Annotated in this window: 24 protein-coding genes; 16 read left to right on the top strand and 8 right to left on the bottom strand. The window is 40.7% G+C overall.

Going from position 1 to position 24,589, the window contains the following annotated elements:
* Positions 1 to 60: 60 nt before the first annotated feature.
* On the bottom strand, positions 61 to 450 hold the full coding sequence (locus A923_RS0105990) for a 3D domain-containing protein (RefSeq protein ID WP_017220755.1): 390 nt from the start codon (positions 448 to 450) through the stop codon (positions 61 to 63).
* Positions 451 to 720: 270 nt separating this feature from the next.
* Here A923_RS0105990 and A923_RS0105985 point away from each other — a divergent pair, with 270 nt between their 5' ends.
* From A923_RS0105985 to A923_RS0105975, 3 genes are all read left to right on the top strand, one after another.
* A complete protein-coding gene (locus A923_RS0105985) occupies positions 721 to 1,596 on the top strand; it encodes an AraC family transcriptional regulator (RefSeq protein ID WP_017220754.1) in 876 nt (291 codons plus the stop codon).
* An 84-nt stretch (positions 1,597 to 1,680) separates the two neighbouring features.
* A complete protein-coding gene (locus A923_RS0105980; RefSeq protein ID WP_017220753.1) occupies positions 1,681 to 2,544 on the top strand; it encodes a nuclear transport factor 2 family protein in 864 nt (287 codons plus the stop codon).
* 65 nt (positions 2,545 to 2,609) lie between these two features.
* The gene (locus A923_RS0105975; protein ID WP_017220752.1) at positions 2,610 to 2,981 is read left to right on the top strand and encodes an antibiotic biosynthesis monooxygenase family protein; all 372 of its coding nucleotides are present in this window, start codon (positions 2,610 to 2,612) and stop codon (positions 2,979 to 2,981) included.
* Positions 2,982 to 3,110: 129 nt separating this feature from the next.
* On the opposite strand, the gene A923_RS0105970 is transcribed toward A923_RS0105975, so the two are convergent.
* Complete coding sequence (locus A923_RS0105970; protein WP_033197550.1) at positions 3,111 to 4,265, bottom strand: MFS transporter; 1,155 nt, start codon at positions 4,263 to 4,265, stop codon at positions 3,111 to 3,113.
* Positions 4,266 to 4,533: 268 nt separating this feature from the next.
* Positions 4,534 to 4,836: a DUF496 family protein gene (locus A923_RS0105965; protein WP_017220750.1), complete on the bottom strand. Its 303-nt coding sequence runs from the start codon at positions 4,834 to 4,836 to the stop codon at positions 4,534 to 4,536.
* 234 nt (positions 4,837 to 5,070) lie between these two features.
* On the opposite strand from A923_RS0105965, the gene A923_RS0105960 reads away from it, so the two are divergent.
* From A923_RS0105960 to A923_RS0105935, 6 genes are all read left to right on the top strand, one after another.
* Positions 5,071 to 5,649: a VOC family protein gene (locus A923_RS0105960; protein ID WP_017220749.1), complete on the top strand. Its 579-nt coding sequence runs from the start codon at positions 5,071 to 5,073 to the stop codon at positions 5,647 to 5,649.
* A 56-nt stretch (positions 5,650 to 5,705) separates the two neighbouring features.
* Positions 5,706 to 7,607 carry an ABC transporter ATP-binding protein gene (locus A923_RS0105955; protein ID WP_017220748.1) on the top strand — a complete coding sequence of 634 codons (1,902 nt, stop codon included), beginning with the start codon at positions 5,706 to 5,708 and terminating at the stop codon, positions 7,605 to 7,607.
* Between the two features lie 19 nt (positions 7,608 to 7,626).
* Positions 7,627 to 8,025 carry a peptide-methionine (R)-S-oxide reductase MsrB gene (gene msrB / locus A923_RS0105950; protein ID WP_017220747.1) on the top strand — a complete coding sequence of 133 codons (399 nt, stop codon included), beginning with the start codon at positions 7,627 to 7,629 and terminating at the stop codon, positions 8,023 to 8,025.
* A gap of 105 nt (positions 8,026 to 8,130) precedes the next feature.
* Positions 8,131 to 9,654 (top strand): protein adenylyltransferase SelO, encoded by a 1,524-nt coding sequence (locus tag A923_RS0105945; protein ID WP_017220746.1) that lies wholly within the window; start codon positions 8,131 to 8,133, stop codon positions 9,652 to 9,654.
* A gap of 302 nt (positions 9,655 to 9,956) precedes the next feature.
* Positions 9,957 to 11,831, top strand: coding sequence for a methyl-accepting chemotaxis protein (locus A923_RS0105940; RefSeq protein WP_017220745.1), 1,875 nt, complete (start codon positions 9,957 to 9,959; stop codon positions 11,829 to 11,831).
* An 81-nt stretch (positions 11,832 to 11,912) separates the two neighbouring features.
* A complete protein-coding gene (locus A923_RS0105935; protein WP_017220744.1) occupies positions 11,913 to 12,197 on the top strand; it encodes a hypothetical protein in 285 nt (94 codons plus the stop codon).
* Between the two features lie 74 nt (positions 12,198 to 12,271).
* Here A923_RS0105935 and A923_RS0105930 read toward each other — a convergent pair whose 3' ends face one another.
* From A923_RS0105930 to A923_RS0105920, 3 genes are all read right to left on the bottom strand, one after another.
* Positions 12,272 to 12,784 (bottom strand): hypothetical protein, encoded by a 513-nt coding sequence (locus A923_RS0105930; protein ID WP_017220743.1) that lies wholly within the window; start codon positions 12,782 to 12,784, stop codon positions 12,272 to 12,274.
* A 97-nt stretch (positions 12,785 to 12,881) separates the two neighbouring features.
* The gene (locus A923_RS0105925) at positions 12,882 to 13,817 is read right to left on the bottom strand and encodes a LysR family transcriptional regulator (RefSeq protein ID WP_017220742.1); all 936 of its coding nucleotides are present in this window, start codon (positions 13,815 to 13,817) and stop codon (positions 12,882 to 12,884) included.
* A gap of 105 nt (positions 13,818 to 13,922) precedes the next feature.
* Complete coding sequence (locus A923_RS0105920) at positions 13,923 to 14,879, bottom strand: LysR family transcriptional regulator (RefSeq protein WP_017220741.1); 957 nt, start codon at positions 14,877 to 14,879, stop codon at positions 13,923 to 13,925.
* Positions 14,880 to 15,012: 133 nt separating this feature from the next.
* Here A923_RS0105920 and A923_RS0105915 point away from each other — a divergent pair, with 133 nt between their 5' ends.
* Positions 15,013 to 15,831, top strand: a complete 819-nt coding sequence (locus A923_RS0105915; RefSeq protein ID WP_017220740.1) for a hypothetical protein — start codon at positions 15,013 to 15,015, stop codon at positions 15,829 to 15,831.
* Positions 15,832 to 16,041: 210 nt separating this feature from the next.
* On the opposite strand, the gene A923_RS0105910 is transcribed toward A923_RS0105915, so the two are convergent.
* On the bottom strand, positions 16,042 to 16,812 hold the full coding sequence (locus A923_RS0105910) for a response regulator transcription factor (RefSeq protein WP_017220739.1): 771 nt from the start codon (positions 16,810 to 16,812) through the stop codon (positions 16,042 to 16,044).
* A gap of 245 nt (positions 16,813 to 17,057) precedes the next feature.
* Between A923_RS0105910 and A923_RS0105905 the strand changes: the two genes are divergently transcribed.
* The 6 genes from A923_RS0105905 (at position 17,058) to A923_RS0105880 (ending at position 23,845) form a co-directional block, all read left to right on the top strand.
* On the top strand, positions 17,058 to 18,638 hold the full coding sequence (locus A923_RS0105905) for an arylsulfatase (protein ID WP_017220738.1): 1,581 nt from the start codon (positions 17,058 to 17,060) through the stop codon (positions 18,636 to 18,638).
* 113 nt (positions 18,639 to 18,751) lie between these two features.
* Positions 18,752 to 20,083, top strand: coding sequence for an anaerobic sulfatase maturase (locus tag A923_RS0105900; RefSeq protein ID WP_017220737.1), 1,332 nt, complete (start codon positions 18,752 to 18,754; stop codon positions 20,081 to 20,083).
* 11 nt (positions 20,084 to 20,094) lie between these two features.
* Complete coding sequence (locus A923_RS0105895; protein WP_017220736.1) at positions 20,095 to 20,715, top strand: hypothetical protein; 621 nt, start codon at positions 20,095 to 20,097, stop codon at positions 20,713 to 20,715.
* Between the two features lie 23 nt (positions 20,716 to 20,738).
* The gene (locus tag A923_RS0105890) at positions 20,739 to 21,770 is read left to right on the top strand and encodes a HEAT repeat domain-containing protein (protein ID WP_017220735.1); all 1,032 of its coding nucleotides are present in this window, start codon (positions 20,739 to 20,741) and stop codon (positions 21,768 to 21,770) included.
* Between the two features lie 128 nt (positions 21,771 to 21,898).
* Positions 21,899 to 23,137 (top strand): alpha/beta hydrolase, encoded by a 1,239-nt coding sequence (locus tag A923_RS0105885; protein WP_017220734.1) that lies wholly within the window; start codon positions 21,899 to 21,901, stop codon positions 23,135 to 23,137.
* Between the two features lie 147 nt (positions 23,138 to 23,284).
* Positions 23,285 to 23,845 (top strand): prepilin-type N-terminal cleavage/methylation domain-containing protein, encoded by a 561-nt coding sequence (locus A923_RS0105880; RefSeq protein WP_017220733.1) that lies wholly within the window; start codon positions 23,285 to 23,287, stop codon positions 23,843 to 23,845.
* 165 nt (positions 23,846 to 24,010) lie between these two features.
* Here A923_RS0105880 and A923_RS0105875 read toward each other — a convergent pair whose 3' ends face one another.
* Complete coding sequence (locus tag A923_RS0105875; RefSeq protein WP_017220732.1) at positions 24,011 to 24,574, bottom strand: xanthine phosphoribosyltransferase; 564 nt, start codon at positions 24,572 to 24,574, stop codon at positions 24,011 to 24,013.
* Between the last annotated feature and the right edge of the window lie 15 nt (positions 24,575 to 24,589).

Raw genomic sequence — 24,589 nt, 5'->3', positions numbered from 1 at the left:
TTACTCAGGTTTTTTATTGAAATAAATATAAATCGAATCAAATCGGTAGGGCGTTAAGCGCTACTTTTCTTCTTCTACAGTCCAATAGATAACAACTTCCTGCTTACCCCATTGTCTTGCTTTTTGAACATCGTTACCCATGTAGATATCGATTTTCTTTTCCCAGCGCTTATTCATCTTATCCAGTACTAAGTAAGTCCCTTCAAAGCCTTCGATTCTCACTTCTTGATTGTGAGTAAGACCCATTTCGAGTAGGTCTCTCGACACAGCAATAGACTTCATACCAGGTTTAAGAATATCGCCCCAAGCAGCAAGGTTTGGCGTTGAATCTGTTTCGCCAACACTTGAGGTATATGCACTAGCCGTTACTTTTAGAGATTGCTCTCCGCCGCCGCAACCGAATAGTGAAGTAATAGCGAGTGCTGCGATAAGGTGGAAACGAATTTTCATAATAGTTTAGTCCTTTAATTTATTAATGTTTATAGCTTTATTGTTATCGATATACTACTGATAATAAAACAATTTAGTGAGTGTACAGTACTGTTTTGTTTTTACCACTAACCATTAAAGGCTGAGTTAATATCCTAAGTTCAGACAGCGTAGTTGCTAACATTTTTATGCCTGTGCCGTGGTGTCAATATACAGTCAGTGGCTTGAGCATTACATCAATATGCATTAGGCTGCAGTATAATCAAAATGTTATAAGAGCAGTGCTGCGATATGAACATCCCTGAAGTTGGCTTTAATCACACTAAAACGGCAAACAACGAAATTGAAGTGATTGAGTTAGCAACGCTGTATCAAGGCAAAGATAACCTGACTCATAATCCGACGTTACCACACCGAGTCGATTTTCATCAGATTATCCATATAGAAGAAGGTGAGGGCGCTCATTTAATTGACTTTGTTAACTACCCTTATCAATCTGGCGCGTTTATATTTGTCCAAAAAAACCAAGTGCATGCATTTGATTTTAACCACAAACCGCAAGGTAAAGTACTGCTGTTTACGCAAGCATTTATCGATCAAGCACTCATGAATATGCGGTTGCCCGAGTTTACGCCTACGCACCTTGAGTACGCCTATCAGCCGGTTTTTATTCCTGACGCAGCAACCATGAGCAGCAGTGAAAAACTGTTGGCTGAAATTAGCAAAGAGCTAATACACCTGGAATCTAATGAACTGATTGTCATGTTGCTGTTTTCTTCGCTGTCATTGATGCTGCGCCGAGTCATGCCTGAGAATCATCATGATAAATTAAACCAAAGTCAACTGGGTAAATTCAATGACTTTGTGGCTCTGCTTGCCGCCAACTTCCAGCGCACCCGAGATGCGACTTATTATGCAGACCAACTGCACACTACCTACAAAACGTTAAATCAGATCTGCAAGTTGGCCACTAATCAAACCGCCAAACAACTCATCGATGCTTACACTATTTTAGAAGCGAAAAGACGGCTGGTGCTACATGGCATGCCAACCCAGCAGCTTGCTTATGAATTAGGGTTTGAGGATGCCAGTAATTTTGTTAAGTATTTTAAAAAGCATACCTTGATTACTCCCTCACGTTTTCAAAAACAATATCAAGGTTCGTAATTGACCATTTTCCTTCTGATTTTGACCATGTAAAGCATCGCTGTTTTTATTAATATTACCTCATTCCAACGAGAGGTAAGAATGATGAAAAAAGGTATTTCAGCGATGTTAGCCGCTACTGTGTTAGTGACTACAGCATGCACAAGTCAAGTTTCAACTGAGGATAATACAATGAGTCTATCTAACAAAGATAAAGCCGTAGCCCTGCTTAATAGTATTGAAACAGGCGACCCACAGGCTGCCGCTTATGTGAACCCAGATAACTACACGCAACATAACCTCGCCGTGGCGGATGGTCTTGCTGGTTTTGGTGCGGTACTGCAAGCATTGCCAGTAGGAAGTGCAAAGGTTGATGTTAAACGTGCTTTCCAAGATGGTGACTATGTATTTACCCATACCGACTACAATTTCTTTGGCCCTAAAGCTGGCTTTGATGTGTTTCGTTTTGAAGATGGACTAATCGTCGAGCATTGGGATAACTTGGCAGAGAAAAGCGTAGCCAACCCAAGTGGTCGCACTCAGCTAGATGGTCCAACAGCAGTGCGCGATTTAGACAAGACTGATGCAAATAAAGCCTTAGTGGGTGATTTTGTTGAAACGATCCTGGTTAAAGGTGATTTTGCCCAGCTTGGTCGTTTTATTGATGACGGTGACGCTAACTATCTGCAACACAATTCAGCCATTGCAGATGGCCTTTCAGGTTTAGGTCAGGCGCTGGAAGCAATGGCGAAACAAGGTATTACAATGGTTTATAGCCAAAATCATATCGTCTTGGGTGAAGGTAACTTTGTACTGAGTATCAGTGAGGGGAGTTTTGCCGGAAAACCGGTTTCTTTCTATGATTTATTCCGAATTGAAAACAGCAAAATTGTAGAGCACTGGGACATTATTGAACCAATCCTAGCGAAAGATGCCTGGAAAAATAATAACGGTAAATTTGGTTTCTAAACTAACTAGACTAATCAGTTTTTTGAATCCAAGCTATGATTACCTGAACAGAGGGAATATTAATTATGCGTTATTTTAAAAGATTAATCTTAGTATTGTTAACTATGATTATGACCGTTTCTACCGCGTTTGCGTCAGACACTGCCGTTATTGAAATTGTGACGCTAAAGCTTAACGAAGGGGTTTCATATACCGAGTTCGCAGCAATTGATAAAGCGGTTGAAGACCAACATGTCGCTAAACAGCCTGGTTTTATATCACGAGAGTCGGCTGCTGGAGAAAATGGCGAGTGGTTGGTGATTGTGCACTGGCAATCAACAGAAGAAGCGGATGCGTCGATGGCGTCATTTATGAGTGCGCCTGCAGCACAACAGTTTGTCGATAATATTGATGGTTCGACTATGGTCATGAAGCGTTATTCAACGATGTTTAAGTAACGACTACGGTAAACGACGAAGCTTGGATATATTGATCATATCCAAGCTTCGTCGTTACTGAATTCTGTTATTCAATTCTGTCATTCAATGCGCTATGTACTTTCTATTCACTATCGAACCAAAGTTATTTTATTTATAATTAACAGGTACAAAACGGCTTAGGATTAAAGATAAACAAGCAATAGCAGCGCCTGCGTAAAACACTAACGAGGGATCATACAACCAGATCAAACCGAAGATAACTGGAATAACTACAGCAGCGATATGATTGATCGAGAAACTCACGCCCATGCTACCGGCAATATCTTTCGGGTCAGCAATCTTTTGGAAATAGGTTTTCAGCGCAATCGCCATAGCAAAGAACAGATGGTCAATAACATACAGCACAGCAGCAACTTCCGCTGTTTCTACCAAGGCATAACCCACAAATACAAAGATAAGACCTGTGTATTCAATTGTTAAAGCACGGCGCTCACCGACACGGCCAATCCAAGCACCAATTTTAGGGCCTAAATACAGGTTAATCACGTGATTAAGCATGAACAGTGCCGTGATCTCGGTAACGCCATAACCAAATTTCTCGACCATTAAGAACCCGGCGAACACGACGAAGATTTGACGACGCGCACCAGATAAAAATGTCAGTAAATAATACAAGCTATAGCGCTTACGTAAGATCAGCTTTTTGTGTTGTACTTCAACATGGCTGACTTCTGGTTTATGAGTCGCTAACCATGCAGTGATGGCTAAACCGAGCAAACCACAGATCATGTATACCGTAATGTAATCGGCTTCAAACACCGTAAATGCGAGCCAAATACCCGCAAAGGTAAAGAGGGCGGCAAGAGATTTAATCGCGAGCAGGCGGCCTAACTGGGCTGGTGCCTCGGCTTTACTAAACCATTGCAGACTTAACGATTGGTTGATGGTTTCGTAATAATGAAAACCCACAGACATCAACACAGTCGTGGCATACAAGCCATATACCGATGGGAAAAAGCCGGTTATCGCCACACCAATACAGAGTAACGACAAGGCGATAATCGCAAATACCTGTTCGGTTAATATCAGTAATACAAACGCGGCAGTGAAAGCCAGTAATCCAGGGATTTCACGGATAGATTGCAGTGTGCCTATCTCAGCACCAGTAAACGCGGCATTCTCGATAGCAAAGTTATTTAGTAGTGCATTCCAAGCCGAGAAAGTCATGGTCATGACTATGCCTGCAAGGGCGAGAAACACAAATGGACTTTCTTTAGAAGGTAGTTTAAGTAATCGTTTCATGGTGATCGCGGTTAATTGGCTAGGAGATAGCTAGATTAGCATTGTTATGCGTTAAAGTAATATTGTGTAGATAAGTATTAAGATAAAACACCAGACCAAGCAGTAAACTCGTGTATCTGGTGTTTATCTCAATGTTGATATCCGCTTATTATGTTTTATAACTTTTTTATAAAAGTGATTTATAAAAAGCTATTCTGGCGCAGATTATCATGTAGGGGTATAGCGTTCGATTTCTTGTTATATTTTAATTTTTGCGTCTATTGAGTTATTACTTGTCGCTAACTGCTTTCGTGATAGCTTTAATTTTTTTGCTGATTTCACGGCGTTCTTTAGATAATTCAGCACCTGTGATGATATGGTCATCAACACGGTCTTCGTAATCTGATTTCATGTTGCCGATGATTTCAACAATTTCTGCTTGAGTCATTTCTGGCGAAAGATAATCAAGAAGGTTATCAAGTAGATCAACACGTTTTTGGTTATCACGGATCTTCTTCGCGTTATCTAAGATTTCACGTTTCAGCTTGTTTTTACGACGAGCACTTTTTACTGCATCAAAAGCGTTATTCATTAGCACACCCTATTATTTATAATTAAAAGTCAATTATGAAAAGTAATTATGAAAAGTAAATAAAGAAATCTCCTTTAATTTAACAGGATAATGTCCTAAAAGCTCTGTGTTTTTGAGCTTATTAGTAGCAAATTTCAATTTTTTGCACTGTATCAAAAATGGTTATTTTATAAACCACTCATTAAAAATGGCTGCTGTGGTATCATTAGCGGACAATTTTAAGAAGGAATTACCATGCAATATCAACATCTAACCGAGCAGTGGTCCGCATTCTCTAACGCCATCATCGCTTTTGCAGACCAACTCGGTTTACTCGAACAATCAGATTCGAATTCGCAGGCCTTATGGTGCGATCATGTGGCTTTACGCGTCAATGATATTGCGTTGGCAGAAGCGCTATTAGTTGATTTTAAACAACGTGGTAAGGTGATTTCTGACAATGTTGTCAACGGTCGTGCTATTTACATTATCGTCTTAGATGAGCCGTTAATCTTAGGTGATTGGCAAATTGATTGTGTGGAACTGCCGCTACCTGGGAAACACTACCCACAACAGGGTTGGGAACATATTGAACTTGTGGTACCTGGTAATGCCACGAGTATGGACGAATTAGACTACGCATTGCGTTTAATTAATCCTAACATTGATACAGTACTAACGAATGACAGCAGTATTCAAGTTAAGCGTTCAGCGCCACACGTGGAAGGTGAGCAATTAGCCAATCCGACTATCGCTTTTAAACAGGGTGATATCTGTATTAAGCTGCACAGTGCAGGCATTAAAGCTGTTGTTGCGAGTGAATCTACGGCATAATATTGCAATTGATAATCATTCGTAACAACTTAAGGGTGACGTGGTTTTAGAGCATTATGATAAAAACAACTTCTCAATCTCAACAGCAAGACGATCTAAAAGATCCGCAACAAGCGCAATCATCAACACACGCGTCTGACCAAGATACTTCACCGCATAATCCAGGCCGTCGAGGCAATCTGATCAGCTGGAAGTTGATCCGTGAACGGGTATTACGTCATAAGAAACCTTTGATCAGCGCGCATATTATTGCCGTATTTGCCACTTTAGTCAGTGTGCCAATTCCGTTGATGATGCCCTTGCTGGTGGATGAGGTGTTGTTAGAGAAACCTGGTGCTGCAGTACAAGCAATGCAGAATATGTTTCCAGAATCATGGTGGGGACCACAGTTATATATTTTAGCTATTCTTGGCCTTGTGGTGTGCTTACGTCTATCCAGCCTTGTTTTATCAGTTTGGCAAGCAAGGCAATTTACCATTATCGGTAAGCATTTAAGTTTCTACATTCGTGATAAATTGATGCACCATTTACCCTTGGTATCATTAACTGAATATGAAACTCAAGGGTCTGGTGCGATCAGCTCTCGTTGTATAACTGATGTGGAAACAATCGATAAATTCCTGGCTGAAACCTTGTCTAAATTTCTGGTTAGTATGCTCACGATCCTCGGTACTGCGGCTATTTTATTATGGATAGATTGGCAGTTAGGGTTGATTATCTTATTGCTGAATCCAGCAGTGATTTACTTTTCTCGGTCATTCGGCAAGCGAGTTAAAAACTTAAAAACCCGTGAAAATGCGGCGTTTGAAGCTTTCCAAGAAGCCTTGATTGATACCTTAGATGCAATCCAACAATTACGTACAGCGCAGCGTGAAAAGCAATATTTTAGTCGTGTCATTGATGCTGCCGGTGAATTGCGTGATAGCGCGATCCAGTCGCAGTGGAAAACCGATGCGGTTAACCGTTTAAGCTTTACGATCTTTTTGATTGGCTTCGAAGTGTTCCGCGCGATTGCGATGTTAATGGTGGTGTTTGCTGATTTAACTATCGGTCAGATCTTCGCAGTATTTGGTTATCTTTGGTTTATGATGGGCCCAGTGCAGGAGCTATTAAGTATTCAATATACTTACTTTGCGGCGTCAGCAGCATTGAAGCGTTTAAACAGTGTATTTGAATTAACCCAAGAGCCACAACATCCCTGTGTCGTAGATCCATTTGCGGATCAAGACGGCGTGAGTGTTGAATTTAAAGATGTGTGCTTTGGTTATAATACTGAAAACAAAGTTATCCGTAATGTAAATTTAACCATACCGAAAGGGAAGAAAGTAGCGATTGTTGCAGTCAGTGGTGGTGGTAAATCAACATTGGTACAGCTGTTATTAGGGCTATACGAGAAACAGCAAGGCGAGATCTTAATTAATGATGTGCCGCTGAATCAAGTTGGTTATGATAAAGTACGTGAGAACATTGCCACGGTATTACAGCAACCTATCTTGTTTAATACTTCGATCCGTGAAAATTTATCAATGGGCCATCAATTTAGCGATGATGAACTGTGGAAAGCGCTGCAAGTTGCTGAAATGGCTGACACAATACAACAACTTGGTCATGGATTAGAGACCTTAGTCGGACGTAATGGTGTACGTCTTTCTGGTGGTCAACGTCAGCGTTTAGCCATTGCCAGAATGGTATTAAGTAAACCACAAATGGTGGTGTTTGATGAAGCAACATCGGCTCTCGATACTGAAACTGAAAGTCGTTTACATCATAACCTGAGTGAATTTTTACAAGACAGAACGACATTAATTATTGCCCATAGACTCAGCGCCATTAAACAGGCTGATTTGATCTATGTGCTCGACGATGGCGTAATTAGCCAGTCAGGACAACATCATGAACTATTACAGGTTGAAGGGCTTTATCAAACGTTGTACGGCCGCTTACAATCAACTCATTAACCCTGAGGATAACCACGTTATGAACAATGAAACAACTAAAACCGATGCCGAGTGGCAAGCGCAATTAACTGATGAAGAGTTTTACGTATGCCGTAAAAAAGGCACTGAACATCCGTACACAGGCACATTACTAAACAATAACGATGTGGGCGTATACAAGTGTAAGTGCTGCGGTAGCGAGTTATTTACCAGCGACAGCAAGTTTAATTCAGGTTGCGGTTGGCCAAGTTTTGATAAAGAAATCAAAGACGGCGCAGTGATCTATACCGAAGACAGCAGCTTAGCGATGCAACGCATTGAAGTGACATGCAGTCACTGTGATTCGCATTTAGGCCATGTATTCCCTGATGGACCGACAGAAACAGGCCAGCGTTTCTGTATTAACTCTATTTCTATGGATTTTAGCGGTAAAGAATAAATCATATACCCAAAGTGTTGTCAGGTGTTGTCATGTCATGTGTTCAATTCGATACCGAGCAATAATTTGGGTATATTTGTATCAGCTTGACAGTTAAGGATCACCGTGAGCAAAGCGATAAATCAAGACGGCATCGATGCACTTGTATGCGATAACCATTATACGAGCTTACCAGCGCATTTTTATAACAAACAAATGCCTGATGGGATCAGTGATCCGAAAATGGTCAGCCTCAATCCACAAGTCATGGCGTTATTAGGCTTAGAAGATGTAGCAGTCGACAGTGATACGTTATTGCAGTTATGCTCGGGTAATTACCTACCAAGCGGTTTTGAGCCACTGGCAATGAAATACACTGGTCATCAGTTTGGTCATTACAATCCTGATTTAGGTGATGGTCGAGGCCTGTTGTTAGCACAGGTAAAAGGGTTAGCGCAAGTTAAAACAGCTGATAGCACAACGTGGGATCTGCATTTAAAAGGCGCGGGTAAAACCCCTTACAGCCGTCAAGGTGATGGTCGTGCGGTATTGCGTTCAAGTATTCGTGAGTATTTATGCAGTGCTGCGATGCAAGGTCTTGGGATCCCAACGACGCAAGCATTAAGCGTAGTGGTCGGTAGTGATGCCGTTATGCGTGAGCAAGTGGAACAAGCCGCGATGGTTGTGCGTGTTGCTGAATCACATGTGCGTTTTGGTCATTTCGAACACTTTTATTATACTCAGCGTTTAGACGATTTAAAGTTGATGCTGGATTACACGTTGACGCAGCACTTCCCTGAAACGCTCGATGCAGAAGTACCTTACCTAGCATTTTATAAACAAGTCGTGACGACAACTGCAGAGTTGATGGCACATTGGCAAGCGGTTGGTTTTGTTCACGGCGTGATGAATACCGATAATATGTCGATTTTGGGACAAACCTTTGATTATGGCCCGTTCGCGTTCCAGGATAATTTCGATCCTGGCTATGTTTGTAACCATACCGACTATTCAGGTCGTTATGCCTTTAATCAGCAGCCACAAATAGGTTACTGGAACTTAATGGCGTTAGGTCGCTCGTTAACACCGTTCATGGATATTGCGGCGTTGAATGAAACGCTAAAAACCTACGATGATATTTTCTTGGCTAAGTTACGTCAGCTAATGCGCGCTAAATTGGGCTTACAGCAAGTGCAAGATGGTGACGGTGAGCTGATTAAAAATCTATTAGAAATATTAGCCGGTAGCAGTGTAGATTACAGCCACTTCTTCCGCCTGTTAGGTGATTTTGATAGCTCTGAGGCTGTTGTAAATAGTGCTGAAGGCGCGGTAAATACAGCGATACGTGACCAGTTTATTGACCGTGAAGCGTTTGATGGCTGGGCCGCGCAATATCAACAGCGTTTAGTGTTAGAATCAAGTGCTGATGAGGCGCGTAAAATACGCATGAATCAAACGAACCCTAAGTATATTTTACGCAATTACTTAGCGCAGCAAGCAATTGAACAAGCCGCTAATTATGATTACAGCTTAGTTAATGAATTAATGGCTGTGTTAGCTGACCCGTTTGCCGAACATTCCGAGTTCGAAAAGCTTGCAGCATTACCACCTGAGTGGGGACGTAAAATGGTGCTGAGCTGTTCGTCTTAGTTACTTGTAATAATGACTGCCGATATACTCGTATTGGCAGTACTAACCTCACTGTATTCCCCCTATATTGCGTTATTATTGTCCACATAACTTTCGTTTTAATTAACAAACGAAAGAAAAGAGCCCTACATTGTTAGGTGACAGTCACAACTCAACATTCGTTTTCGTTGCATAAAACAAATCTAAGGTAATATTTTCGTTCTGAGTATCATGCTCATGTACGGGACTAGTTATATAAGCATGATGACTGTTAATTGATAACAGATATAGCATTCATTCTTGCCTATGATTTGGAACGTAATATGAAAATGAACAAGATAACCTTGAAAGCTCGATTGGTATTAACCGCTTCTATTGCTGTTTTTATTGGTGCCGGAGCCGTCGGTACAACAAGCTACTTTTCGTCTAAGCATAGAATTGAAAATGAGACTTTATCAAGAATCGAAAGTACGGCAAATTCATATAATAAATCGCTAACTGATTGGTTGAATTCTAAATCAGATACCTTGGATAGTATGCCTGAAAAAACGCCATTAATGATGCTCCGTAGTACCTTAAAAATAATCAAGAATGCAGGACGTTTTGAAAATGTATTTTTTGCTTATCCTGATGGTCAGCAGAAGAATGCGAATGATGTTGACCTGCCAGAAGGCAATAACGATCCGAGAGAATGGGGTTGGTATAAAAATGCCTCAATGGATAATATTTTTATGGATACGCCGACCGTTGCCGCAGCGACAGGGCATAGAGTCGTCTCGATGAGTAGAGCGATGACATTTTATAATTCTTATATGGTGATAGGTGCGGATGTAAAAATTGATATTTTAATTTCTAATCTAGCGCAAATGCTTATCCCCGGAAACGGTAAGATTTTTGTGGTTTCTAACCAAGGTGAAATCTTTGCTGATGTGAATACACACCTTATTAATAAGCGCTTAACCGATATCTCGTTAGATAATAAATATTTAAATAATGTAGAACCTCAGCTTTATAATGACATGATTAATGGCATCGACAGTGTTGTATATGTTGCGCCAATTAAAGGCACAAACCTCAGAACCATTATCGTTATTGATAGATCAAGTATAACCCAAGATATTAGAGATAATGCCTTTGTACAATTATTCGCGGCATTAGGCGTTAGTTTAATTGTGTCTTTGTTTATGTTCTTATTTATTCAAAAATTATTAAACCCATTATTTGCGGTTACAAAATCGTTAAAAGAAATTGCGGCAGGGGACGGTGATCTTACTCACCGCTTAGATGCGAGTAATGAAGATGAAATCGGAGAGTTGAGCCAAGCCTTTAATGATGTAGCTGAAAGTCAGCGTTCTTTAGTTGCCGAAGTAAAAAATCAAGCAACCATGCTTAAATCTATGGCAGAAATAAGCAAAGCAAAATCACATGAAAACAGTAACATCATCAAAGAGCAACAAATTGAAGTTTCCATGGTCGCTACGGCCGTTAATGAAATGACGACGGCAACGGTTGAAATCGCGCGTAATGCCGAAGAGGCTGCCAATTCAGCGCAAGCATCTTCTGAAAGTGCACAAAAAGGGATGGCTATCATATCTGGTTCTATCAAGTCGATCAGCAATCTATCAAGCGAGATAAAACAGACATCGGATGTAGTCGAAGAGTTAAATTCGCACGTATTAGAAATTAATAGCATACTTGTCGCCATTCAAACGATAGCAGACCAGACGAATCTACTCGCGCTAAATGCTGCTATTGAAGCTGCCCGAGCGGGGGACGCAGGACGAGGTTTTGCTGTGGTCGCTGATGAAGTGCGTACACTTTCGCAAAAAACACATCGCTCTACTGGTGAGATCCAAAATACCATTCAAACACTGCAAGATATTGTTGGTAAAGCTACTGTACTGATGAAATCAAGTGAGAAATTAGCCTTGTCTACCGTATCTGAATCCGATCTTGTCGCTGAATCGTTTAATGACATCAATGTGTCTATCCAGAAAATTTCTGATATGTCGACGCAGATAGCCACGGCTGTTGAGCAGCAAACAGCGGTAACAGGTGAGATCTCTGAAAACGTAAATAATATTAATAGTGTCTCTGATATTCTATCCGACAACTCGATTGATGCTAACGAACAGTCTAATGTGCTTAATACTGAAGCCAATAAGTTGTATGACAGCGTATCGATATATACGGTTTAATTGCTGAAATATAATTAAGATAATAACCAGATATCTTGTACTATATAGGTTCAGGTTTCATGCCCCTTAGGATCCAGATAAATGAATGTAGATAAAGCAAAAAAACGTATCGAAAAGTTAGTTAAAAAAGGCTTTAAAGGCTATCCAATGGTATCGATAGAATACTTTGGTGCAACGGCTGATGCTGCAACAGAAGTTGTGATGACATTCACGTTAGAAGAAGGCGCTGCACCACAAGCGCAAAAGTTTTTAAGTAAAAGTGATGCGCGCGAAGACGAAACAATTCAATCAGTGCTGGTTAAAACCATCGAACGTACTGAAGCGAGCACTGTAGCGCAAGTTGACGGTGTGTCGATTATTAAATAATACGATGAATCGCGACGTAAATATAAGTCTGTAGGGGATATGTTCCCTACAGATATTTGTATGATGAGCGAACATTAAAAACTAAAGATGATGCCAGTTGAGAACATTGCGCTAAGGTCATAGGGTAAAAACGTTTTATCTCGGTCAATATAGTTAATATCGGTACCTGCTCTGAAGGCAATATTATCCGTTACTGCAATAACCCAACTCGCCGAGATACTGACACCAGTCGCTTCTGAATATCTCATATCGTTACTCCCAAATCGTCTTTGCTTACCCTCATACTCGACCCAACCCGCTTCTAGTTGTAGTGACATTTTAGGTTTATTTACGAGCTGCTTTTGCGCCCCAATTCGATATGTTTTTAATCTGTCGTTATCAAGATATAAAAACTGTGCTGAAGTATGGCTGTAAGATAAATAGACGGCATCCAAGCCGAAGGTATCTGTCAAACCTAATTGCAGGCCCGCACCAGAGATACCCGTTCCCTCATAGGGGCCAATTTTTATTTCTGGAGAAATATGCACTGTATTAGCTAACGCAGATGTTGAACTGAGCAGGAGTAACGGAATAAGTATCTTATGCATAGGATGCGCCTGTATTAAAAGAGTAATAATTTTTCGTTAATACTATTTAAATATCCGGCGCCGGGCTAAACGTTATGCCTTATATGGCTGATAAGCGTTACTTATGATTGAGCTGTAATTGTGTTTGAATCACACCTGATATTAACGCATGTAACCAGTTGAATAGGGCACTATTACGGTGTCTAGTATGGCTATAGCTGTAAACGTCAATATAGAAAGCTTCACCTTGAATTTCCACATCGAGGGCGCGCAGGTTAGGATATTGCTGAATTGGGAATAAATTGGTGTGGGGTAAGTACATGTCGGTATGTTGAATAATATCCAGTAATACCATGATGAATTCAGAGCGAAAGCCTACCTTATGTTCCAAGCCATGGGCTTTCATTGTCTCAGCTGCTAGGCTAAAACTCTCATTCCAACCGGGCGATATCATCGAGGCAATTTCATAACCCGCATAATCATCAGGGGTGGTCAGTGTGCTCTTGATTGGATGGGTATCTCTGACAATCACTTGGCCGCGTAGGTCAGCTAACTGCTTGCTATAAACTTCTGCCGGTGTGGGAATGTCATAATTAATGCCAAGGTATACACCGTCTTTCTGAATGTCTTCAAGCGTAGAACGCGACCAACTCACTAATTCAATATTGGCATTGGGCGCTGATGCTTTAAGTGCTTGATAAAGCGAACCTGACAGGCATGACAATACGACAGGGGATAGGGCAATTTTAAGCGATGTATCCAGTGTTGCAGGGTCAAACTTTAGACTGTGATTAATGCTGTTAGCTAAGCCATTTAAGTGGGGCGCAATGGAGGTCGCGAGGGCTTCTGAAAATGGCGTGGCTTTGAGTCCTGTTGGTACTTTGACAAACAGCTCATCATCAAAGTGATGGCGTAATTTGGTTAATGACTGGCTGATCGCAGGCTGAGACACAAACAATCGCTCAGATGCCTTTCTCATGTTAAGTTCTTGAGAAAGGATCAGAAAGACCTTTAATAAATTCAGATCTAATGTGTTGTAGAGATCTTTTTTCATGCCTGTCCTACCGCTAAAAAGGGAATGATTTCCAGTCTAATCAAGTTTGTATTAATAAGACAGTTATTACGGCGTCAGTATGTCTATATAATAGTTAACATGATGTTAACTAACCATTAGGGTGCGGCTACGCACTTGCTCTAGTTTATCTTCGATTACTTTTTTAACAATTTCAGCGCTAAATTTATATAAAGGAACGTGGTGGTTTTTTTCAAGATAATAGAATGCATGATTGATTTTGTTCGGTAGCTTGTCATTCAGCCATTGCGGTTGGATGCATATCATATCGTCGTCGCAAACAGATGCGGATAATGTTTCTGTGAGCGCCAGAATATCTGAATGTTTGGCCAAGCAGTTAAGCACTGACATGCTTGCTGAACGATATTTTAAATCGAATGACTTAAAATCACGAGACTGGAACAAGGATTCACTTTCAAGGGTATCGGGTAATAGACAGCCGCCCAGTGGATATTGATTGAACTCAGATTGTTGCATACCGCCTGTAACCCAAGGGTGATCTTTTCGAGCCACTACCATGCCTTGGCTTTGGGTTAATGGAATGCAGCGTATCGATTTTGGTGTGCTGATTGGATCGAAATTCATCGCCATATGTACACGGCCCTCAATCATGTCTTTCATGGTGTTTTCTGTCCACGTAGTGACATTTATTTTGGCATTAGGCAAAGATTCAAACATGATTGAAGTAGTGAATTCGGTGGCAAAACTTTCTAGAAATACACTTGATACCGCCACCGTAAGCTCACCATTAAAATGTTCAGGCTCAAAAAAACTCACCGGTAATAATAAGTCGTCTATCGCTTGAATATTCTCGTTTAAACCTTCATTAATTAGGATCGCGCGTTGTGTCGGAGCTAACTCATTATTGGCTGAATAAAATAAACGGTCACCAGTAAATGCACGTAGTTTTGCTAATGTTTGGCTGACCGCAGATTGGGTCACGCCTAATTTTTTCGCTGCAACAGTGGTGCTTTTAGCCTGATAAATAGCATTAAATATACGCAGGTAATTCAGGTTTATTTTTTCATTATAAGTTTTATGCATAAGTCTTTTCCATCACGGTGTTCGTGCTTTTATTAGCATCGCTAATAGCGGCTATAAGTGGTATTAAATGCCTGCTTCATTCATATTCCCCACCAAGTTAATCGACTTGTTATATCGTTATTTGGAGAAAGTCATGAGTATGAATAAAACGTTATTATCTTTAATCGCAGCTAGTGTGATCAGCGCTGCATGTAGTCCAAGTGTGTTCGCTAATGAGTCTCAGGAGTACCATGATGCAGACCCGAGAAACAGTAACTTTAGAGCCGCGGTATTTGCCAGTGACGCTGGTGAATTAAAGCTACTTGCTGGTGGTGGTGCTAGTGGCTTAACCAGTGATATATCGCAAACAATCGGTTTCGCTGAATATTACACTCAGTCTAACAATGCCCGAGTTCGTGCGGCTCATTTTGACCGTTTTGGTGGTGCATACATGGATCTTTATCGTTTAGACGATGCTGCCGGTATGTACACCGCAGGTTATATGCTGCCGTTAGAAAGTGATGATGGCACATTGTTTTTTCCTTCATTGAATTATACTTATATCGATTTTAAAACCGCAGACCTGTCCGAACTCGCTAATTCGAGCATGGCTGGTTCACCCTTATCAGTGAGTGGTTTTTCAGTAAGTGATTCTGATATTCAGCAAACACTGAAAGGTAATGATGCTCATCTTGGCTCCGTAAACCTATATGCGGTACACCCTTGGAACGAAACTCACTTTTCTGTATTCAATGTCAATCTTGGTTCATCATATTCAGGCGTTGATATGCAAGTGGCTAATATTATGTGGGTACAAGGTATCAAAACTCACGTTGCCGATAAGACCATTAACATCATGCTTGAAGTCAAATATGATGCGATGAAGATCCAAACCGAAAAAAGCAACTTATCTGATGGTGAAGAAAGATCAGAAGAAGTTACAGTCTCTGTCGGTGTTGATTATCGATTTTAATCGCTGGTACATTTGCTAGTGCTATATTTGGCTCGCACAATATTTAGCTAGCGCAACATTAAGCGTTATGATTATCGATTTATCATTGCTGGATTATCATTCTATGACGATCACTATTAATTAATTTTAATAGCAAGTCGTAACATAAATTGTGCAGCAATGATAAATGACATAAAGAAGGGATTAAGCAGTAGAATTACTGATTTTTTGTTAGTCGCTGGAAATACCTAAACCGTTACGCAGTGCAAACTGGATCAGTTCTGCAGGTTTATCCAGTTCTAGAATATCTAACATGCGATATTTATGTGATTCGATGGTGCGTGGGCTTAAGAATAGTTTCTCTGCACATTGCTTGGCACTATCACCTTGCGCCAACAATGCCAGAACCGCACACTGCTTTTTACTCAGCAGTAGTAACTTTTCATTTTCATTTATATCTTGCTGTAAATTACGGGCAAGCGTTGAATGCTGCCAATAACATAACCACATTTCACACAATAGCTTCAGGCGTTTCAAACCCTCATTACCTAACGGCTGATCATTATCGCCAAATCGAGTGAAAGACAGCGCTCCCCATTGTTGACCAAACAATTGTAACGGAATAATGCAATGCCAGCGTCCGCCTTGATCATACAGCTTATTTAACACCGAACACTTGTCTTTTTGCAATTGTGGTGCTGTAAAGCTGATCCAATCATGCTTAGTTTTTAATAACTTAAAGTAGTCCTGATAATTACCATCAATAAAATGCTGCTTAATTAATGGCGGAATTCCGGCTTTTTCGACCGACTCCGTTTTACCATCATTAAGTAAGATCATCGAGTTAGGAAACAGTGTAAGCCTATCAATATTAAAAAAATCCAATACATCCAATGATATTTTTTGCCAGAGGTGATTAAAATCTTTTGGCTTGCTAGAAATCATCATCGCAGATTGATTCATTAGCAGTTGTTCGAAATCAGTATTAGTCGATTCTGGCATTATTCGTTCCATGTTTAACACGCAAGTGGGAGTGTTGCAGTGCTAGGATTAAAGCAATTGATTAAAAGCACTAGCGTAAAAGTACTGCAAAACATACTTTGTGATCTTGGATTATGATTTCAGTGATGTAAATCAATTGACTATTTTATTCAGTAAATTTACTGCTTACTGAGTACCTTAGCACATGGAGAATAGCCGGTGATGATTTTATTCACAAATTAGTAAAACAATCACAGGACATTATTATGTTTAAAAATAAGACGTTTTTGCAATTGTCGATAGGTGCTGTTCTTGCCTCTACTGCAACAGCAAGTTTTGCGACCACCGATGAAAGCCGTCCTAATATCTTAGCCATTTGGGGCGATGATATTGGTATTGATAACATCAGTGCTTATACGCATGGACAAGCAGGTCATTTTACACCAAACATTGACCGTATCGCCAATGAAGGCGTGTTATTTACCGATTACTATGGCGAGCAATCTTGTACTGCTGGTCGTGCTGCATTTATTACGGGTCAACATCCAATCCGTACTGGTCTTACTAAAGTCGGTATGCCGGGTTCTACCCAAGGCATGCGTCAAGAAGATCCAACGATTGCGGTGATGCTGAAAGACAAAGGTTATATGACTGGTCAGTTTGGTAAAAACCATTTAGGTGACCGCCCTGAACAGCTACCAACAGCGAATGGCTTTGATGAATTCTTTGGTAACTTATACCACCTTAATGCAGAAGAAGAGCCGGAACACGCAGATTACCCTAAAGGCGCTGGCTTTAAGAAACGTTTTGGCCCACGTGGTGTAATTCATTCTTATGCTGACGGCCGTACTGAAGATACTGGTGCGTTAACCAAGAAACGTATGGAAACGGTTGATGAAGAGTTCCTTGCTTCAGCACTTGATTTCATTGACCGTGCACATGAAGAAAAGAAACCTTTCTTTGTTTGGTTTAATGCCACTCGTATGCACGTTTGGACGCATCTAAAAGAAGAAAGCCAAGGTTTATCTAAGCGTGGCGGTTTATACGGCGACGGCATGGTAGAGCACGACAACATGGTTGGTGTGTTACTGGATAAGTTGGATGATCTTAAGATCGCTGATAATACAGTTGTATTGTATACCACTGATAATGGTGCAGAAAAATGGTCTTGGCCTGATGGTGGTACTTCACGCTTTAAAGGCGAGAAGAACACCACATGGGAAGGCGGTTTCCGTGTACCAGCTATGGTACGTTGGCCAGCTAAGATCCCTGCGGGTCAAGTGGTTAATGAAATTGCAGCGCACAATGATTGGGCTACAACATTCCTTGCTGCGGCTGGCGAACCAACAATCGCTGCTGACCTGAAAAAAGGTACTAAGTTAAACGGCAAGAAGTACAAAGTACATTTAGATGGTTACAACTTATTACCAAAACTTATCGAAGGCAAGTCAACAACAGCTGATGACAATAAAGATTGGCCACGTAAAGCCTTTATTTATGGTACTGATAGCGGTGATGTTGCTGGTGTACGTATTGGTGATTGGAAGATTCTTTATTCATACCAAGAGTGTCACGGTATTGAAGCATGGCGCTGTCCGATGACAGAAGGTCGTCTGCCGTATGTATTCAACTTACGTCAAGACCCGTATGAATCAGCATTTGATACTGCTGGTGCATATGAAACTTGGATGGTTGAACATCTACCGTACATGTATATGGGCGCTGGTTATACTTTCCAGTGGTTAAATACCTTTAATGAATTCCCACCACGTCAAGTACCTGGTTCATTCTCAATCGATAAGATTGTAGAGAAAATGCAAATTTGGGAACGTGCGCAATACCAATAATCATGACTAATTGATTATGCACAAGTAACGAGCTGCTTAGGTAGCTCGTTACTACAAACTAAGGAGAGTTTGCTACTACCTACACCACAGCATCGATAATTAAGTGAGATAACATGACTAACAATCTACAAACCATGACAGATAAGCTAACAGCTAAAAAAGACGTGAACATGTACAACCCGCATCAGCCGACTAAGCGCATGAACATCATGACTAAGCCGACTGGCTCAGCGTGTAACATTGATTGCAAATATTGCTATTACCTCAGTAAAGAAGAACTGCTGGGTGATAAAGATGGCTGTAAACCTGTCATGAAAGACGACATGTTAGAAGATTATATTCGCACTTATATCGAGCAACAAAACCATTCAGAAATTGTTTTCCATTGGCAAGGTGGCGAACCGACATTACTGGGTGTTAACTATTTTAGAGACGTCGTGCGCTTGCAAAAAAAATACGCACCAAAGAATGTCACTATCGAAAACAACATGCAAACCAACGGCATTTTACTTAATGACGAATGGGGCAAGTTCTTAGCAAAGAATAACTTCATGGTCGGTATTAGCATTGATGGACCAGAAATGATCCACAATACCTACCGTGTAAACAGAGCTGGACGAGGTACGTTTAAGCAAACATTTGCGGGCATCAAGATCCTGCATAAATACAACATCAATTTTGCCACGCTGACTTGTGTTAATAATTTAACTGGTGATAACGCACTGGAAATATATCGCTTTTTACGCGATGACGTTAAATCAAAGCAAATGCAATTTATCCCGATTGTAGAACCAAAAAGCTTTAAAACGACCGCACCACAACATTGGAAAAATGAAGAAGTCATATTCCAAGGCATGCCTGAAATGGATCCAAGTCACCCAAACTCTGTTGTTGAAAGTTGGTGCGTATCACCGGCGCAATGGGGCAAGTTCCTGTGCACCGTATTTGACGAATGGTTAGACAACGATATCGGTCAAATAAACGTACCTTACTTTGAAGCCAGTATCGAAGCGTGGATGGGGCGTGTAAACCCATTATGCACCCTTGCTCCTATGTGTGGCAAAGGTCTGGCTATCGAAGCCAATGGCGACGTATTTTCGTGTGATCACTACGTTTACCCTGAATATAAGCTCGGTAACATCAAAGATAAAGCGCTAGAAGATATGCAATTTTCAGCGGGACAGGAAAAATTTGGTCGTGCTAAAGAAGCAACGTTACCGAAACAATGTCGTGAATGTGAATATCAATTTGCGTGTTTCGGTGAATGTCCTAAAAACCGTTTTATCAAAACCTTAGACGGTGAATCGGGCTTAAATTACCTGTGTGGTGGTTGGAAACAATTCTTCAGTCATATCGACCAATACATCATGATGATCGTAGTGAGCATGGGTTATAACGTGCATAAAAAGATTAACGCCGACGCCATGAAAATAAAATTTAAATAAAGGTACACGCAATGAAAAAAATACTCATTACAACGCTATTCAGTGCAGCGAGCCTATTGTTAGTTGGCTGTTCAAATACGACGTCATTGTTGCAAGACAGTGATCAAAATGCAGTGGCCTTTACAAATGAGATAGTCAATGAAGACTCCGCTGATTTCCCTAATGACATAATCGAGCCGTTGATCGACCAATCATTCGCGACGATGGCTCTAGAATATAAAATGTACGCAACGTATTTCAATATATGTCAAAAAGCACCTGATGATGCAGTATGTGAAGCACCCTATAAAACAGCAATGACACGCTACAAACAAGCGAAAGCAAATCATGACGTATTAAGCCTGCTGTGGAGTTCCGATTTGAAAGACATTGAGATCCCGCCAGCAGCAATGAATGAACTGGGTGAATTATTAGTTAAACTTGGTTATTTGCCTGTTAATAAAGGTCTAGATAATAAAGAGCTGGAAAAGAGTAAAGCTCAGGAAAGTAATCAAAGCGGTAAATTTACTGTAGAGCAAATAAGCCAAGCTACTTATCATTGGATGCAAGATAAGGGATTACCAAAGACAGAGAATATCTTGTTATTACATGAGGTATTGATAAAGTCTGAGGCGCTTAAATTAACCATTTAGCTTAAGTTTACCAGGAATAATTTATGATAATGAAATACGTTTTTAAGCAAACAATTGAGATGCCTGCTCGAGTCATTATGTCTGTAATGCAACTGGTTGTTAGCTTATTGATAGCATTATTGTTGACGACGAATGTCAGTGCGACAGCATTTGATAGTATGGCTTTGTCTGAGCTTTCACAAAATATCGATGCGCCGATCCAGCAGCGGGTTGCTGCGACAATGGAATTGGGTAATATCAGCGATCAAAATTCGATCATTGCCATTGGGCGAGCAACGCGCGATGACGCGATTGAATTAAGACGAGCTGCTATTTTTTCGGTCGAACATTGGCAGCCTTCAGCGCGTTGGGACATGATATCGCCACTATTGAATGATGCTGTAGAAAGCGTGCGATTTGAAGCTGCATTAGCTGTTGTTACTTTATGGCCTCTTTTGAATGAGGGTCAACGACAAGTGCTCGGTGAACAAATTGAAGCCTATATGTTGGCACTGCCAAATGAGGATGCTGCATTGGTACAGCGCGCGTATTTATATCGCATTCGCGGTGATTACGAACAAGCTGAGATAGTGTTTACAGTGCTATTGAATCGCAATATGGATCATAATGATAACCGTATTTATTTAGAATATGTGGAGCTGTTAAAAGCCACCGACAGAAACCAGCAAGCAATCACTTTACTTGAAGAGGTAGTGCAAACCCAGATCACTCAACAAGGTGTTGCCAACAGTGAATTGTATTTTAGTTTAGGTTTAGCACACTATCGTGAAAAAAACAGCAGTGCAGCAATCGCAAATATTAAACACGCGCATGAATTAAATAACCAGGATGCACAAGTCAGTTATACCTTGGCATTACTGATTAAAGATCAAGAGCCTATGGCGGCCGTTGAACTGTTGTCACAGGCTTATCAAGTAAATCCTCAACCTAAATATTTGTATAGCTTGTGCGAGTTACAATTACAGCAAGGCCTAGATGCGAGTGCGTGTTTGCGTGATTTACGTTTGTTAATCCCTGAGCAAATCGTTGATGATTTAGTTTTGTCGGTTAAGTAGTTATTCTGTAGGTTAAGTCGTTATTTTTGCTTTTCCTTGTTCTTTTATTATTCATCTTATGTTCAGTGTTGGTATATATAATAGGTCTCATTTAAACTAAACTCTCGAGAATAGTAATGAGCCTTGTTATGACAAAATATAAATTACGCTTCAGTTTGATTATCACCGCGTTTATCTTAATCTATGGTGCTGCGTTGACTGGGTGTAAAAGCACACCTGAGGATCCTCATTACTTGACGGCAGACGCACTGCCTGAATTTAAACAAGCGGACTTTGATCTCTACTTACATGACACTGAAGTTTGGTTGCGGGCTAACCGCGTATTTAATTCGGCTGATGAAGACAAAGAAATTAAAGCCAACCTACCTTACGAGATAAAACCAGAAAACCCCAACGGCCAAGGCGTACTATTAGTACATGGTCTTGCCGATTCCCCCTTTTCATTTATTGATATCGCAGAGCATCTCGCGCAGCAGGGCTATTTAGTGCGAACGGTATTATTACCCGGTCATGGCAGTAAGGTGGGGGATTTGATATTACCGACACTCGCTGACTGGCAAGGTGTTGTCGCGCATCATACGCAATTACTCAAGCAAGAAGTTGATCAAGTTTGGCTTGGCGGCTTCTCGACAGGGGCTAATTTAGTCACATCACAAGCAATTAACGATGATGAGATCGCTGGGCTATTATTATTTGCGCCAGCATTCAAACCGGATGCTTTTGTGGCTGCTTTAGCTCCTGCAGTAAGTCACTTTATTACTTGGGCTGATCGCGATCCTGAAGATAACTATACTCGATACAATTCATTACCGATGAATGCTGCGGCGGTTTATTATCAAACCTCAGAGATTGTGCGTGATGATCTAGAAAAAGCAGACTATGACAAACCGGTATTTATGATGATGAGTGAAGGCGAGCATGTGATTGATACGGCTTATGCACAGAGCATATTTAGTCAAGTGATGACCAATACTAGTAACAAGTTAGTCTGGAAAGGTGAGGTGCAACCAATAGACAAGCGATCGGTGCGTTTTAGCATGGATTTACCACAACAGAAAATATCTAACGGTTCGCATTTAGGCTTATTATTTTCACCGTCAAATCCTGTGTATGGACGTGATGGCGAAATTACAATGTGTGGTAATGGTCAGGGTGAAGTCGATGAAGCCAAATGCCAAGCTGGTGAAGAGGTCTGGTATTCCGCTTATGGTTATCAAGAGCCAGGTAAGATTTATGCAAGACTCAGCTGGAACCCTTATTTTGCAGAAAGTATGAGTGTGCTTGATGATGTGATGCAGCAAGGTCCCCAACAATCATCAAAGACGTTAGCGGATATTTTTGTTGAACCGATTACTTTAAGTATGTAATTAGATTTAGAGCCTGCGATTTGTCGGATAAATCCCTATTGTTTCCGCTCTATAGTTGATTTTATCTAACAAATCGTTATCTTATACAAAAGTCATAAAATATGATTAACTATTTTAGTTTGCAGGATTAGGTAGCAGAAATTAATTATGTATAAGAATAAAGGTTTTACCCTTATAGAATTGGTTATCGTGATCATCGTGCTTGGTATTCTTGCCGCGGTTGCGATACCTCGATTTATCAATATTCAGCAGGATGCTCGCATCGCCGTGATTAAAGGTATTGCGGGTAATTTCAGTTTTGTTGTCGACCAAGTTAATTATGCCGCAATCATGCAAGGCCTTGATGATCAATCTAGAGTTGAGGTTGATGTTGGTGGTGTTGTAATTGAAACTTACTATGGTAAACCAAAAGAAATTTGGGGTTCAAAGTTGGCTGAGCTAATGAATAGTAATATTCATTACTTGGGTAATGGCAATGATACGCCTACGATCTTAGGTGAAGAGTGCTCACAAGCGCCAATCTGTGTAGTTGACCAAACTAAAGCGGGTAATGTACCTGGTGGTTTTACCCAAGGCTGGGGCATGTTTTTCATACCTCAAGGTAAGTCAGTCACAGATCAATGTTATGCATTTTATGCATTTGAGGTTGATTATGGGGCTGGCGTTATCGCGTACAGTGAAGTTTCGACAATTGAAACTGGTTGTTAGCTGCGCCCCAATTGATTCAATGAATGAGGCTATGAGTAAATTCTAATCTCAAATCATGAATAAGAGATAGTGAATAATCGAGTGTTAATAGCTAAAACAAAAAGGGGAGAAACAGTTGCTGTTTCTCCCCTTTGGTTTATTTTCTGCTAGCTAATGGCTATTTACTTAAAAGTGAATGCCGTTCTCTAGTGAGCTGATACGTGCTAATGACAGCGTATCAATGCCTTTATCTGCTAGCATTTTTGCGCCAGCTTGAAATGATTTCTCAAACAAGATACCCACGCCAACTAATGTTGCGCTAGTCTGTGCCAGAATCTCTAACGTACCTTCAACCGCGTTACCGTGTGCTAATACATCATCAACAAATAATATGCGGTCATTGTCATTAATGTGTTCAACGTTACAGTTCAATTCGTATGACGAGTTTTTAGTAAAGCTAAATACATTGGTTGTTAGTACGTTTTCAGGATCTAACATGCTGCGTTTTTTCTTCATTACCACTAATGGCACATTCAGTTTTAACGCCACTAACGTCGAGATAGCAATACCGCCGCTCTCGATTGTTAGGATGCGATCTATTTTAGCGTCTTGAAAATGGATAGCTAATTGCGATGCACACCAATCTAAAATTTGAATATCAATTTGCTTAGTCAAGAAGCTACTTGCGTCTAGGGCTACGTTGTTAACTGATTTACCGTGCTCTAAAATCGCTTTTTCTAATAAGTTCATGTGTTCGTCCCTAAA

The sequence above is a fragment of the Moritella dasanensis ArB 0140 genome (assembly GCF_000276805.1).
Taxonomy (GTDB): Bacteria; Pseudomonadota; Gammaproteobacteria; order Enterobacterales; family Moritellaceae; genus Moritella; species Moritella dasanensis.
Note: the sequence above shows the minus strand (reverse complement) of the source record. Positions and strands in the feature narration are given on the sequence as shown.